13 protein-coding genes and 1 pseudogene are annotated in these 13225 nt (G+C 69.8%); 5 read left to right on the top strand and 9 right to left on the bottom strand.

Translation table 11 applies throughout. From position 1 onward, the window contains the following. Positions 1–119: 119 nt before the first annotated feature. The 5 genes and pseudogenes from ACIRHA_RS27560 to ACIRHA_RS27540 form a co-directional block, all read right to left on the bottom strand. Complete coding sequence (locus ACIRHA_RS27560; RefSeq protein WP_403851083.1) at positions 120–1820, bottom strand: methylmalonyl-CoA mutase; 1701 nt, start codon at positions 1818–1820, stop codon at positions 120–122. A gap of 74 nt (positions 1821–1894) precedes the next feature. Next, positions 1895–2965, bottom strand: coding sequence for an acyl-CoA dehydrogenase family protein (locus ACIRHA_RS27555; protein ID WP_403851081.1), 1071 nt, complete (start codon positions 2963–2965; stop codon positions 1895–1897). Positions 2966–3016: 51 nt separating this feature from the next. After that, positions 3017–3388, bottom strand: a pseudogene (locus ACIRHA_RS27550) (TetR/AcrR family transcriptional regulator); the annotation flags it as partial. Positions 3389–3589: 201 nt separating this feature from the next. Next, positions 3590–3928 (bottom strand): DUF3817 domain-containing protein, encoded by a 339-nt coding sequence (locus tag ACIRHA_RS27545; RefSeq protein ID WP_403851078.1) that lies wholly within the window; start codon positions 3926–3928, stop codon positions 3590–3592. A gap of 72 nt (positions 3929–4000) precedes the next feature. Continuing rightward, positions 4001–4510 carry a MarR family winged helix-turn-helix transcriptional regulator gene (locus ACIRHA_RS27540; RefSeq protein ID WP_403851075.1) on the bottom strand — a complete coding sequence of 170 codons (510 nt, stop codon included), beginning with the start codon at positions 4508–4510 and terminating at the stop codon, positions 4001–4003. A gap of 177 nt (positions 4511–4687) precedes the next feature. Here ACIRHA_RS27540 and ACIRHA_RS27535 point away from each other — a divergent pair, with 177 nt between their 5' ends. Beyond that, positions 4688–5749 (top strand): glycoside hydrolase family 6 protein, encoded by a 1062-nt coding sequence (locus ACIRHA_RS27535; protein ID WP_403851072.1) that lies wholly within the window; start codon positions 4688–4690, stop codon positions 5747–5749. A gap of 128 nt (positions 5750–5877) precedes the next feature. On the opposite strand, the gene ACIRHA_RS27530 is transcribed toward ACIRHA_RS27535, so the two are convergent. The 4 genes from ACIRHA_RS27530 to ACIRHA_RS27515 form a co-directional block, all read right to left on the bottom strand. Continuing rightward, positions 5878–7833: a galactose oxidase-like domain-containing protein gene (locus ACIRHA_RS27530; RefSeq protein ID WP_403851069.1), complete on the bottom strand. Its 1956-nt coding sequence runs from the start codon at positions 7831–7833 to the stop codon at positions 5878–5880. A gap of 3 nt (positions 7834–7836) precedes the next feature. Further along, the gene (locus ACIRHA_RS27525) at positions 7837–9609 is read right to left on the bottom strand and encodes a glycosyltransferase family 2 protein (protein WP_403851067.1); all 1773 of its coding nucleotides are present in this window, start codon (positions 9607–9609) and stop codon (positions 7837–7839) included. A gap of 141 nt (positions 9610–9750) precedes the next feature. Then, positions 9751–10047: an MTH1187 family thiamine-binding protein gene (locus ACIRHA_RS27520; RefSeq protein ID WP_267069210.1), complete on the bottom strand. Its 297-nt coding sequence runs from the start codon at positions 10045–10047 to the stop codon at positions 9751–9753. After that, the gene (locus ACIRHA_RS27515; RefSeq protein WP_403851064.1) at positions 10044–10388 is read right to left on the bottom strand and encodes a DUF3817 domain-containing protein; all 345 of its coding nucleotides are present in this window, start codon (positions 10386–10388) and stop codon (positions 10044–10046) included. Before ACIRHA_RS27515 ends, ACIRHA_RS27520 begins: the two co-directional genes overlap by 4 nt. A 131-nt stretch (positions 10389–10519) precedes the next feature. On the opposite strand from ACIRHA_RS27515, the gene ACIRHA_RS27510 reads away from it, so the two are divergent. The 4 genes from ACIRHA_RS27510 (at position 10520) to ACIRHA_RS27495 (ending at position 13212) form a co-directional block, all read left to right on the top strand. After that, entirely contained in the window at positions 10520–11158 is a 639-nt protein-coding gene (locus ACIRHA_RS27510; protein WP_403851061.1) for an AIM24 family protein, read from the top strand. Positions 11159–11163: 5 nt separating this feature from the next. After that, positions 11164–11817, top strand: coding sequence for an AIM24 family protein (locus ACIRHA_RS27505; RefSeq protein WP_403851178.1), 654 nt, complete (start codon positions 11164–11166; stop codon positions 11815–11817). A 38-nt stretch (positions 11818–11855) separates the two neighbouring features. After that, positions 11856–12602 carry an AIM24 family protein gene (locus ACIRHA_RS27500; protein WP_403851175.1) on the top strand — a complete coding sequence of 249 codons (747 nt, stop codon included), beginning with the start codon at positions 11856–11858 and terminating at the stop codon, positions 12600–12602. A 133-nt stretch (positions 12603–12735) separates the two neighbouring features. Continuing rightward, positions 12736–13212 carry a MarR family winged helix-turn-helix transcriptional regulator gene (locus ACIRHA_RS27495; RefSeq protein WP_403851058.1) on the top strand — a complete coding sequence of 159 codons (477 nt, stop codon included), beginning with the start codon at positions 12736–12738 and terminating at the stop codon, positions 13210–13212. Positions 13213–13225 lie beyond the last annotated feature (13 nt).

Below are 13225 nucleotides of genomic sequence, written 5' to 3'. Positions count from 1 at the left end.
GGGGGGGGCGCACCGGCGTTGACGCCACGGGGCTCCGCCCCGGACCCCGCGCCTCAATCGCCGGCGGGGCTTCAATGAGCTGCTCAATCGCCGCAGGGGCTTGAAATGCCCGGCGCCGCTCAGAACCCCGGCGGCTCCGTGTACACGCCCCATTCCTCGCGGAGCACCCCGCAGATTTCGCCGAGGGTCGCCTCCGCGCGTACCGCGTCGAGCATGGGGGCGATCATGTTCGAGCCCGAGCGCGCGGCACCGATCAGCACGTCCAGCGCGACCCGCACCGCCGTGTCGTCCCGGCCCGCCTTGCGGCCGCCGAGCGCCCGTACCTGCTCCCGCTCGACCTCATGGCTGACCCGCAGGATCTCCAGGTCGCCGGTGACGGAACCCTCCGCCACGTTCACGCCGACGACCCTCTTGTCGCCCTTCTCCAGGGACTGCTGGTACCGGAAGGCGGACTCGGCGATCTCGCCCGTGAACCAGCCGTCCTCGATCCCGCGCAGGATCCCGGACGTGATCGGCCCGATCGGGTGCTGCCCGTCCGGGTGCGCCCGGAGCCCACGCTCCTTGATCTGCTCGAAGATCTTCTCGGCGTCGGCCTCGATCCGGTCCGTGAGCTGCTCCACGTACCAGGAACCGCCCAGCGGATCCGCGACGTTGCCGACGCCGGTCTCCTCCATCAGCACCTGCTGCGTGCGCAGCGCGATCTCGGCGGCCTGCTCGCTCGGCAGCGCGAGGGTCTCGTCGAGGGCGTTCGTGTGCAGGGAGTTGGTGCCGCCGAGGACCGCGGCCAGCGCCTCCACCGCCGTACGGACGACGTTGTTGTACGGCTGCTGCGCCGTCAGCGAGACGCCCGCGGTCTGCGTGTGGAAGCGCAGCCACTGTGCCTTCTCGCTCTCCGCGCCGTACACGTCCCGCATCCAGCGGGCCCAGATCCTGCGCGCCGCGCGGAACTTGGCGATCTCCTCGAAGAAATCCACGTGCGCGTCGAAGAAGAAGGAGAGGCCGGGGGCGAAGACGTCCACGTCGAGGCCGCGGCTCAGCCCCAGTTCCACGTAGCCGAAGCCGTCGGCGAGGGTGTACGCCAGCTCCTGCGCTGCCGTCGAGCCCGCCTCGCGGATGTGATAGCCGGAGACCGAGAGCGGCTTGTACGCGGGGATGGACCGCGCGCAGTGCTCCATCAGGTCGCCGATCAGGCGCAGATGCGGCTCGGGCTGGAAGAGCCACTCCTTCTGCGCGATGTACTCCTTGAAGATGTCGGTCTGGAGCGTGCCGTTGAGGACGGCGGGGTCCACCCCTTGGCGTTCGGCCGCGACCAGGTACATGCAGAACACCGGGACCGCCGGGCCGCTGATGGTCATCGAGGTCGTGACGTCGCCGAGCGGGATGTCCTTGAAAAGGACCTCCATGTCGGCCGCCGAGTCGATCGCGACACCGCAGTGCCCGACCTCGCCGAGGGCGCGCGGGTCGTCGGAGTCGCGCCCCATCAGGGTGGGCATGTCGAAGGCCACGGACAGACCGCCGCCGCCGTTGCGGAGGATCATCTTGTAGCGCTCGTTGGTCTGCTCGGCGTTGCCGAACCCGGCGAACTGGCGGATCGTCCACGTCCGCCCCCGGTACCCCGTCGGGTACAGGCCGCGGGTGTACGGGTACTCGCCCGGCCACCCGATTCGCTCGAAGCCCTCGTACGCGTCCCCGGGCCGGGGCCCGTAGACGGGGTCGACCGGGTCCCCGGAGAGCGTGGTGAAGTCCGCGTCACGCTTGCGGGCCTTGTCGTAACGGGCCTGCCAGCGTCGGCGGCCTTCCTCGATCGCGTCAGCGTCCATGCTTCAAATTTACTTGGACGTCCTACTAAATGTCGATGGCCCACGGCGGCCGATCGCCACGAACCGCGACGCGTTCAGCCCCGCAGCGCCGCCAGATGCGCCGACCGCACCTCCGCCGTCTGCCCCTGCACCACCAGGAACAGGCCCTCCCGCGCGAGCCGCTGGGCCGGCGCCGACAGGGCGAAGGCGCGCCCGCCCCCGGCGACGATCGCGGCTGTCGTCGCCGCCCGCATCAGGTCGTACGCGCGCGTCTTCACCGCGAGCCTGTCCCCGAGCCGCTCCCCCGCCGGAACCTCGTCCACCAGTGCGTACGCGTCCCTGCGCACGCCGTCGAGGCGCTCGCGCAGCACGCCCGCCGTCTCCTTGGCCTCGCCGTCGCCCGCCGCGTCGAGCAGGTCGAGGGCGGCGCGCGCGACACCGAACACGGCCGGATTGGTGTTGGTGTTCTTCGGCCGGTCGACGCGCACCCACTCCTCGTACGGCTGCCGTACGACGATGTCCTCCTCGGGCACCGTGAGCCCGTCCAGCACGAGGCCGACGGTGCGGGTGCCGGTGAGCGCGGCCAGTTGGAGCGGTTCGGTGGGGGTGAGGCCCGGCTGCTCGCGCGGCCGGGTGACGGCGAAGACGACCTCGCCGTCCGCGGTCGCGCCGCCGAGCAGGAACACGTCGTTCAGGCCCCAGCCCGTGTACCAGGGCACCCGCCCGTCGAAGCGCACCCCGCCGCCCGCGAGCGGCGTCGCCCGCACCGGCAGCTTCGGGAAGGCCCGCAGGTGCGAGAAGGCGATGCCCGCGAGCGCGGTGCCCTCGGCCAGCGGGCGCAGCCACCGCTCGCGGGCCGCCGCGTTGCCCGTGACGAGGGTGCGTACCGGCGTGTGGTGCTGGACCTGCACGAAGAAGGTCGAGCAGCAGGCGCCCGCCAGGATCTCCGCGACCTCCCGCCCGACGGCCGGAGGCACGTCCGAACCCCCGTACCCCGTGGGCGCGTTGACACCGAGCACGCCCGAGGCCTTGACGGCGGTGATCGCCTCCGGCGTGACCCCGGTGCGGTCGTGGGCCTCGGCGGCGGGCGCGAGGACGTCGTCGGCGAGCCGCCGCGCGGCCGCCACCATCGGGTGATCGTCGAGGCGGGGTGCTGTGCCGGTCATGCGGGTGCTCCTGGTGCTCCTCGGTGCGGTGCGTGCCTGTGAGGCACGGTGTCAGGTCCGTACCCCACAGGCGGTCTGCTTGGCCGTAAGGCGTCGCACCGCCTCGCCGGTCAGTTCGCGGGGGCAGGGGCCGGCCGCGCCCAGGGCCCGGTGCAGGGCGAGGCCCTCGATGAGCGCGTCCAGCTGACGGGTCGTGGCCGGGTCGAAGTGCCGCTCAAGCGACTGCCTGCTGCGCGCCATCCATGCCCGCGCCAGCTCCCGGTATTCCGGGCGGCGGGCGGCGAGGGCGTACAGCTCCTGCGTGAGGACCAGGTCGCGCCGGGGGCCTTCGGAGAGCACGTGGATCAGTTCGGTGACGGCCTCCCGCGCCTCGTCCGGGCTGCCGGCGCGCGCGGCGATCTCCCGGTGCGAGACCCCTGCGACGCGTTCGCCGGGACGTCCTTGGTGACCACCGCGCCCGCGCCGATCACGACCTCGCCCGCCTTGCCGGGGTCGTCGGGTCGTCGGCGAAGTGGTCCGTGGGCAAGCGGACGAATGTACCCGGAGGAGCGTACGCACGTACACCGCTGGTCGCAGAAAACGCGCGCGTCCGCTCCGCGGAGGGACGCGCGCGCTGAGCTGCGGTTACGCCTTGGCGAGCTTCGCGTCGGCGCCGGCGACCTTGCCCCCGAGCTCTGCGGAGATCTTGCGCTCCACGAAGAACGCGGCGGTCGGGATCGTGCCCGCGATCAGCACCCACAGCTGCTTGCCGACCGGCCACTTGGCCTTGGAGCCCAGGTCGAAGGCGAACACCAGGTAGACGACGTACAGCCAGCCGTGCGCGATGGCGATGACGCGCGTGAAGTCCGCGGCGCCGTCCATGCCGAACGCGTACTTGGCGATCATGCCGAGGCACAGGAGGACCAGGAGCACACCGGTCACGTAGGCCATCGTGCGGTAGCGGGTCAGCACGGATTTCTTCATGCGTCGAGGGTAACCACCCGTTTTGCGCGATCTTCGGGCGGGCCGGGTGGCCCCGGTCTCACCCGCCGGTTCTCACTCGTCCGCGAAGTCGTGCGCGGCGACCCGCAGCGGCCTCAGCATCGCGAAGATCTCGCCGCACTCCTCCGCGTCGTACACGCCGAGGCCGAAGTCCATCGCCATGAGGTCGCGGGTGGCCGCGTCGACGGCCTCGCGGCCCTTCTCCGTGATGGTGGCGAGCGTGCCGCGCCCGTCGTTGGGGTTGGGCCGCTTGTCGACGAGGCCCGACTTCACGAGCCGGTCGACCGTGTTCGTCACGGACGTGGGGTGCACCATGAGCCGCTCGCCGATCTTCGACATGGGCAGCTCGCCCGCCTTGGAGAAGGTGAGCAGGACCAGCGCCTCGTAGCGCGCGAACGTGAGCCCGTACGGCTTGACGACCGCGTCGACCTCGGCGAGCAGGATCTGGTGCGCGCGCATGATCGAGGTGATCGCACCCATGGACGGCACGGACCCCCAACGCTGCTTCCAGAGTTCGTCGGCGCGGGCGATCGGATCGAAGGGGAGAGAGAGGGGCTTCGGCACGCCCCCGACCTTACCGGGCGGTCATATGGCGGTCAGCTCCGTCTCGACCTTTGGGCCCCGGCGCCTGGCACGGCACTTAATGCGCAGCGAAACGACAACCCTGTGTAACGATTGCCCGGTATTTACGCTTTCGTACGCCTTCGTACGCCCTGTACGCGCTCCGAACCAGGGGGCAGGATGCCCGTCCGACCCGCACACACGCCCGCCCGCACCTTCGCTCTCACCGGCGCCGCGATCCTCCTGTCCACCGCCGCCATCGGCTGCTCCGACGGCGGCGGTGGCGGTGGCGGCGCGGGCAGCGGTGGCGGTGGCCGCGACGCCGCCGCGGAGGCCGCGCAGCGGACCGCCCCTTCCGGCTCCGCCATCGGCTCCTCGCCGTTCTGGGTCGACCCGGACTCCGACGCCTCCGACCAGGTCGCGAAGTGGAAGCGGGAGGGCCGTGGCTCCGACGCCGCGCTGATCGAGCGCATCGCCGCGCATCCACAGGCGATGTGGGCGCCGGGCGACTATCCGCGCCCGCCGGTCTCCGAGGCCGCCGCGCAGGCCAGGAAGGCGGGCAAGACGCTGGTCCTGGTCGCGTACAACATTCCGCACCGCGACTGCGGCCAGCACTCGGCCGGCGGGGCGCACAGTGCGGACTTCTACCACCAGTGGATCGACGCGTTCGCCTCCGGCATCGGAAAGGCGAAGGCCGTCGTCGTCCTCGAACCGGACGCGATCGCGCACATCGTCAGCGGCTGCTCTCCGAAGCAGTACGAGGACGAGCGGTACGCGCTGATGTCGTCGGCGATCGACCGCCTCAAGCGGCAGCCGAACACCAAGGTGTACGTCGACGCCGGGAACCCCGCCTGGATCCCCGACGCGAAGAAACTGGTGGAGCCGCTGCGGCGGGCCGGGATCGGGAAGGCGGACGGCTTCTCCCTGAACGTGTCCAACTTCCAGACGGACAAGGACAGTGCGGCATACGGTCGCCGGCTCTCCGGGCTGCTCGGCGGCGCGCACTTCGTCGTCGACACGAGCCGCAATGGCGCGGGGCCCTACGGGGACGGTCAGGGCGACGCGTGGTGCAATCCGCCGGGCCGCGCGCTGGGCTCCGCCCCGACCACGCGCACGGGCGACGCGCTGATCGACGCGAACCTGTGGGTGAAGCGCCCCGGCGAGTCCGACGGCACGTGCCGCGGCGGCCCCGCCGCGGGGACGTGGTGGGCGGATTACGCCCTCGGCCTCGCCCGTGGCTGAGCTCGCGGGGCTCTGCCCCGGGCCCCGCTGCTCAATCGCCGCAGGGGCTTGATATTCAAGCCCCGCCGGCGATTGAGGCGCGGGGTCCGGGGCAGAGCCCCGCGACCGCAACCACGGCTCCGTGATCGCTACGTCACCTGGATCCACTTCGCCTCGGACGAGACCCCGTCCGCGTCGGACACGAACACCATGTACCACCCCGGAGGGACCAGGGTGCGGTCCCGGGGGACCCCCACCGTCACCGAACCCTTGGACTTCTTGACGTCGAGGGCGATCGAGCGCTGCTCCACATCCGTCGTGTGGGTCACCGCGGACGGCCGCATGAGGCGGGCCTTGACGATCCCGTCCGCGTCCTTCGTGCGGAACGTGGCCTCACCGCTCGCCGGGAGCGTCTCGGGACCCGAACCGAGGACGGGCCGCTGGTCGCCGCCGCGGTGCAGGGCGGGCGGCGTGTAGATCTCCATGCGCTGTTCGAAGTGGCCGAGCTTGGTGTTCTGCTGGTTGTCGTAGAGCGGGTCGGAGCCGAAGCTGGCGACCCGGCCGTCGGGCAGCAGCAGCGCCTCGGAGTGGTAGTTGCGGCCGACCTTGGGGGCGGCGGCCTCCTGGAAGGCGTTCTGCTCGGGGTCGTAGAACTGCGCCTTGAAGATGTTGCTGGCGCTGCGGCCGCGGTAGTCCTTGGAGCCGTTCGTCGTGAAGACGGAGTCGTCCGGCATGATGACGGAGTTCAAGTACCGGGTGCCCTGCGGGAGTTGGGGACCCGTCTTGAAGGCCGGGCTCTCCTCCTTCAGGTCCACGACCGCCGTGCGGGACGTCGCCTTCTTGGACTCGCCGACACCGCCGCCGCCGAGGATCATGAACCGCTGGTCCTGCGCGGGCGGCAGCAGCAGTGAGGACGAGGTCTCCGTCTGGTCCGTGTCGGTGAGGCCGGGGACCTTCTCGAACTTGTTGGTCTTCAGGTCCCACAGACCGGGGACGCGCCCCTTGGTGGCGGGGCCGTAACCGGCGTTCGAGGCCGGGTAGAAGAGCTTGCCGCCCTTGGTGAGGAAGAGGGCCGGGTACGTCGGGAAGTAGCGCTTCGGGCCCATCGACCACTTCTTGGTCTTCGGGTCGTAGATCTCGTTGTCACCGGGGTCGATCATGCCGACGTCGTCGAGGCCGGAGACCGCGAGCACCTTGCCGTCCTCCAGGCCGACCAGCGTGGGGTACCAGCGGGCCTTCTCCATCGGGTCGACCGGCACGTACCGCTCGGCGACGGGGTCGAACTCGTACGCCTCCTTGATCCCCTGGAAGTCCTGCTTCTCCATGGTGATCTTCTCGGAGAGGCCGTACGTGTTGTCGGCGTCCTTGCCCCGCAGGCCCTCGATCTCGTACTGGGCGTTGTCGTCGGCGACGAACCGCTTGCCCTTCTGGGCGGCCTCGACGAAGACGCGCGTCTCACTCGCCTTGATCCTGGTCTTCCACGGCTGCATGACGCCGGCGGCGTTGCGCTTCTTGTCGTAGGCGCGCTTCGCCTTGGGCACGGTGACGTCGAACTTCGAGACGTACTCGGTGCCGGCGGGAGAGCGGAACCTGGTGCCCTTCTTCAGGTGCACCGCCTTGTCGGGGCTCTCGTTCTTGACGCGCATGCCGCCGCCGGCCTTCTCGACCTCGCCGTCGAGCCGTTCGTAGCGGGCGGTGCCGCCCGCCACCAGGAGCCGGCCTCCGGGGAGTTGGGCGTGGCCGCCACAGAAGAAGTCGGCGGGGGTGGGGATCTTCTTGAAGGTGTTCGCCTTCGGGTCCCACAGGACGGTGTCGAAGGTGCCCGCGTCGAAGCTCTTCTGCTCGTTGCCCGAGCCCGCGACGATGAGCACCTTGCCGGTGTGCAGGAGCGCGGCGTGAATGGCGTTGGTGCGGTACTCCTGCGGGATGTCGATCCGCGACCAGGAGCCGTACTTGGCCTTGTAGCCGGGTTGGGCGATCTTCCAGTCCTCGTACCGCTCGGAGGCGAAGGTCCAGGCGGCCGGGGCGTTCAGGCCGGCGAGGAGGGCGATGCCGCCCGCTCCGAAGACGGTCTTCTTCATCCGGCGTGAAGGTCTGTAGGCCATGCGTCAGTTCCCTCCTGTGGTCGATGTACGGGGGGCCGCCGGCTGCACGGCGCGGACCGGTTCGGCCTCCACCCTCCTGGCGGTCGCGGTCGCGGCCGCGGCCTCGCGGCGCTGCGAGACGAACCACACGACGGGCGGCGCGAGCGCGATGCACAGGGCGAGGACCGCCCAGGTGCGCATGGCCACGTGGGTGTGGTCGAGGACGACGGACGCCACGAGCGACGTGGCGAGCACGCCCGCCCAGCACAGATGGACGCGGAAGGTCAGCGGCCGGTCGGCGCTGGCGTCGCCGCCCTTGGGGGTGACGACGAAGCGGCTGGGGCGGCCGAGGAGGGCCGCGCCGAGCGACTTGAGGTAGACGGGCGCGGAGATCGCCGACATCGCCATGCCGGCGAGGCCGCCCGACCCCTCGGGTTCGTGCGGCGATACGTTGTGCCGCCGGTTCCAGAGGTAGAGGCCGATCTGGAGGGCGGCCGCGTCGCTGTAGAGCATGAGCCACACGGACGCGGTCACCTGCGTACCGGAGGCACCCGTCCACAGGAACAGCACGCAACTCAGCACGCCGAGCAGCCAGTTGACGGCCGTCATCGGGTAGTAGACGAGCATCATCGAGTACGAGAAGAGGCGGCCGGGCGGCATCGAGGCCGGGGCCTTCCAGTACTGCCGGAACAGCGTCTCGTACGTGCCGCGCGACCAGCGGGTCTGCTGGGTGAAGAAGTCCGTCCAGGAGGCGGGGCCCTCGCCGACCGCGAGCACGTCGGGCGTGTAGACGGAGCGCCAGCGCTCGCGGGTGTCCGGGTTGCGGTGGCGGTGGATCTCGAAGCCAGTCGCCATGTCCTCGGTGATCGAGTCGACGAGGCCGCCGACCTGCTTCACGGCGGAGATCCGTACGACGTTGTTGGTGCCGACGAACATGGGGGCGCGGTAGCGGTTCCCGGCGCGCTGGATGAGCGCGTGGAAGAGGAACTGCTGGGACTCGGCGGCCTTGGTGACCGGGGAGTCGTAATTGCCGTAGACCTGCGGGCCGACGACGAACGCGACGTCCGGGTCGCGGAAGTAGCCGAGCATCCGCTCCAGGAACTCGGGGTGCGGCACGTGGTCGGTGTCGACGGAGGCGAAGAAGTCGTAGTCCGCGCCGTGCGCGGCGAGCCAGGCGTTGTAATTGCCGTGCTTGGTACGGGTCTTGTGGGGACCCTTCTTCTGGTTCCACTCCGGGATGCCCTTGCGGGTGAAGTGGTGGACGCCGAGCCCGGCGCAGAGCGCCCTGACGTCGGGGTCGTCACCCTCGTCCAGGAGCCAGACGTCCAGCGGCCCTTCGTGCGTGATGCGCACGGCGCCCTCGAGGGTGGCCCGCACCATCGCGAGGGGTTCCTTGCCGGGGACGTACGTCGTGAGGAACGCGACGCGGGTGCCGGGCTCGGCGCGGACCGGGATCGGGTCCCTGGCGACCATCGTGGCGTGGGCGATGGATATGACGTTGACGAGCATGAACAGCTCGATGAGCCCGATCGCGACGAGCATCACGATGTCGAGCGAGACCAACCAGCGCTCGCCGCCCTCGCGTTCCACCCAGTGGGTGGGCCACACCAGGTACACGAGGAGCGCCCCGGTGAGCAGGGGCGCGAGTGTCATCAGCAGGACGGCTCGTATTCGGTGCGGCTCGTTCGCCAGCAGCGAGGTGTACCGCACCCGGTAGCCGCCCGCGTCGGGCGGCTCGGTGAGCGGCCCGGCGAGCCTGCTGTAGGTGTCGTAGTCGTAGCCCTCGTCAGGCCGCACAGCGCCCTCCAGCATCTGGTGTTCGACCGTCTCGGTACCCCAACAAAAGGGGACTTTCCCGGGCGTGTCGACCAGAGGGGGGCGTAAGAGTGAGGTAGAGGGAGGGCCAGGGCCTGACCCGAACGACAGGCCCTGCGCCAGTCAGCCGTCGGAGAGTTGCCGCTCCACGGTTTCGACCTTCGAGGTCAGGCCGTCCGTCACGCCCGGGCGGATGTCCGCCTTCATGACGACCGACACGCGGGGCGCGCGCGCCTCGACCACCGCGACGGCGCGCTTGACCACCGCCATCACCTCGTCCCACTCGCCTTCCACGGAGGTGAACATCGCGTCCGTGCGGTTCGGGAGGCCGGATTCGCGGACCACGCGGACCGCTTCGGCGACGTACTCCCCCACGTCCTCGCCGACCCCGAGCGGGGTCACGGAGAAGGCGACGATCATGCGCTGACCACGCCCTCCTGGCGGGCGCGGCCGGCGATCACCGCGGCCTCGCCCTCGCGCTTGAGCTTGCGCTCGGCGAAGAAGCCGCCGGTGGGCAGGACGGAGAGGACGAAGTAGAGGGCGGCGGTGCCGAAGCTCCACTTCGCCTTGTTCCAGGCGTCGAGCCAGAAGATCACGTACAGGACGAAGAGGACGCCGTGGACCATGCCCATCACGGGCACCCCGTTGAAGTCCGTCGTCCGCTTCAGGACCGAGCAGATCAGCAGCAGGAGGAAGGAGACGGCCTCCGGGGCGGAGACCAGGCGGAGGCGTCGGAGGGCGGAGGCGGTCTTGAGGTCCACAGGTGCACCTTCGGCTGAGCGGGGCGGGTGGTCGATGATCTTGTGAATGTACGCACAAGCGATTTCCCATTGTGGCATCGCGCCGGTGGGGGCCTGTCGGCGGGCTCTCCTTGGCGGCTACCTTCGACCTCGTGGCTACGTTCCGACTGCAGGGCAGCAAGGTGCTGGCCGTCGACATGACAGGCGACAGCGTGAAGGCGAAGAACGGCTCGATGGTCGCCTACGACGGCCGGATGGCGTTCAAAAAGCTGAGCGGGGGTGGCGAGGGGGTCCGGGGCATGGTGACCCGCCGCATCACCGGTGAGCAGATGACCATGATGGAGGTCAAAGGGGACGGCACCTGCTGGTTCGCCGACCGGGCGAGCGAGATCAACCTCGTAGGACTGCGGGGCGACAAGCTCTACGTCGAGTCCAGCAATCTGCTCTGCACGGACGCCGGTCTGCGCACCGGCACCTCGTTCACCGGCGTACGCGGCGCCTCCCAGGGCAACGGCCTGTTCACGACGACCGTCGAGGGCCACGGGCAGGCGGCGATCATGAGCGAGGGCCCGGCCGTCGTCCTGCGCGTCGGCCACGACTACCCGCTGACCGTCGACCCCGGCGCCTACATCGCGCACCAGGGCAACCTGCGGCAGTCGTTCCAGTCGGGGGTGACCTTCCGTACGTTCCTGGGGGAAGGCGGCGGCGAGGCCTTCCAGATCCTCTTCGAGGGCGACGGGCTCGTCTATGTACAGCCGAGCGAGCGCAACACGATCGCGGGGGATGTGTGAGCACCATGGCGGCCTTCCGTGAGATCAACTCGAAGATGGTCGAGGCGACCGTCGTGCCGGGGCAGCGGCTCTACAGCCAGCGCGGCGCCATGCTCGCGTACCAGGGGGACGTCTCCTTCACCCCCAACGTCCAGGGCGGACAGGGCGGGGTGATGTCCATGATCGGGCGGCGGGTCGCGAACGAGGCGACACCGCTGATGACGGTCGAGGGCAGTGGCACCGTGCTGTTCGGGCACGGCGGCCACCACGTGCAGGTGATCACGCTCTCCGGCGACACCCTTTATGTCGAGGCGGACCGGCTGCTCGCCTTCGACGGGGCGCTGCGGCAGGGGACGATGTTCATGGGCGCGCAGGGCGGCGTGATGGGCATGGTGCGCGGCCAGGTGACCGGGCAGGGCCTGTTCACGACGACGTTGCAGGGCCACGGCCCGGTCGCGGTGATGGCGCACGGCGGGGTCATCGAGGTCCCGATCACCCCGGGAAGGTCCGTGCACGTCGACCCGCAGGCGTACGTGGCGCACCACGGCGACGTACGCAACAAGCTGTCCACGGCGCTCGGCTGGCGGGACATGGTGGGGCGTGGCAGCGGCGAGGCGTTCCAGCTGGAGCTGAGCGGGAGCGGTGCGGTGTACGTACAGGCGTCGGAGGACAAACTGTGAACGCTCATACGGCCGGGAGCCCGGCGATCTTCGACCCGATGACCCTGCCGGTCGACGACAACGTCAACGCGTACACCTTCTGCGTGGAGCTGCGGGGCAGCCAGTGGTTCCTGCAGAAGGGGAAGATGATCGCCCACTACGGGCGGATCGACTTCAACGGCATCGGGCACGGCAGGCTCGACCGGCTCGTGCGCACCTCGTTCCACTCGCCGCTGCACGCGAGCGACTGGGTGGTCGCGGAGGGCAGCGGCAAGATGCTGCTCGCGGACCGGGCCTTCGATGTGAACTCGTACGACCTCGAGGACGGAAACCTGACCATCCGCGCGGGAAACCTGCTCGCTTTTCAGCCAACTCTCGCGCTGAAGCAATCGATCGTTCCCGGCTTCCTCACACTCATTGGCACCGGCAAATTCGTTGCGGCATCAAACGGTCCGGTTGTGTTCATGGAGCCGCCGATCCGGGTCGACCCGCAGGCGCTCGTCGGCTGGGCCGACTGCCCCTCACCGTGCCACCACTACGACCACGGATATCTGACGGGCGTGATCGGCGGTCTACGTGCGATGACGGGCGTCGGCGGGGTCTCGGGCGAGGAGCATCAATTCGAGTTCGTGGGCGCGGGGACGGTGCTGCTGCAATCCAGCGAGTCGTTGATGCCGGAACAGCAGGTGGGTGACGTACCTCACCAGGCAGGAGTTCCCGGCGGACCAGGGGCGTCCGCGGGCCAGCAGGGGGCACCGCGTCTTCCCGGACAGCTCGGCGACCTCCAGCGTCGCTTCGGGCTGTGAGCGGTAGTCTGCGGAGTGTGACGTCGAACGCGTGACCCCATAATTTCCTGGTCCGCACCCTCGGGTGCGCGGGGTGCGCAGTGTCACCCCCCACATTCGTTCACCTTTCAACTTCTTAGGTAGAATCGATTCCATGGAGACCGAGACGGCCACGCCGTGGCTGACCGACGAGGAGCAGTGCGCCTGGCGCACCCACCTGGAGGTCAACAGACTGCTCAATTACCAGCTGGAGAAGGATCTCCAGCCCTTTGGCCTGACGATGAACGACTACGAGATCCTCGTGAACCTCTCCGAGGCCGAGGATCTCCGGATGCGGATGAGCGACCTCGCGGCCGCGACCCTGCAGTCCAAGAGCCGGCTCTCGCATCAGATCACCCGCATGGAGAACGCGGGCCTGGTCCGCCGTGAGAACTGCGAGTCGGACCGCCGGGGCCTCTACACCGTACTCACCGACTACGGCATGGAGACCATGCGGAAGGTCGCCCCGCACCACGTGGCATCCGTCCGCAGGCACTTTGTGGACCTTGTCTCCGTACAGGAGCTGGGCAGCCTGCGCCAGGCCCTCTCGCCCATCGCGGAACACCTGCGTTCGCAACGCGGCAAACCGTAATCCGCGTCATCCG

The sequence above is a fragment of the Streptomyces sp. NPDC102360 genome (assembly GCF_044766085.1).
Classification (GTDB): domain Bacteria; phylum Actinomycetota; class Actinomycetes; order Streptomycetales; family Streptomycetaceae; genus Streptomyces.
This window is presented reverse-complemented; position numbering and strand designations above follow the sequence as displayed.

Excerpts from the sequence above, each read along its gene's own strand:
- ACIRHA_RS27560 (WP_403851083.1), bottom strand. The coding sequence starts at position 1,820 with ATGGACGCTGACGCGATCGAGGAAGGCCGCCGACGCTGGCAGGCCCGT.
- ACIRHA_RS27535 (WP_403851072.1), top strand. The coding sequence starts at position 4,688 with ATGCCCGTCCGACCCGCACACACGCCCGCCCGCACCTTCGCTCTCACC.
- ACIRHA_RS27500 (WP_403851175.1), top strand. The coding sequence starts at position 11,856 with ATGACCCTGCCGGTCGACGACAACGTCAACGCGTACACCTTCTGCGTG.
- ACIRHA_RS27495 (WP_403851058.1), top strand. The coding sequence starts at position 12,736 with ATGGAGACCGAGACGGCCACGCCGTGGCTGACCGACGAGGAGCAGTGC.
- ACIRHA_RS27505 (WP_403851178.1), top strand. The coding sequence starts at position 11,164 with ATGGCGGCCTTCCGTGAGATCAACTCGAAGATGGTCGAGGCGACCGTC.
- ACIRHA_RS27520 (WP_267069210.1), bottom strand. The coding sequence starts at position 10,047 with ATGATCGTCGCCTTCTCCGTGACCCCGCTCGGGGTCGGCGAGGACGTG.
- ACIRHA_RS27555 (WP_403851081.1), bottom strand. The coding sequence starts at position 2,965 with ATGACCGGCACAGCACCCCGCCTCGACGATCACCCGATGGTGGCGGCC.
- ACIRHA_RS27530 (WP_403851069.1), bottom strand. The coding sequence starts at position 7,833 with ATGGCCTACAGACCTTCACGCCGGATGAAGAAGACCGTCTTCGGAGCG.
- ACIRHA_RS27545 (WP_403851078.1), bottom strand. The coding sequence starts at position 3,928 with ATGAAGAAATCCGTGCTGACCCGCTACCGCACGATGGCCTACGTGACC.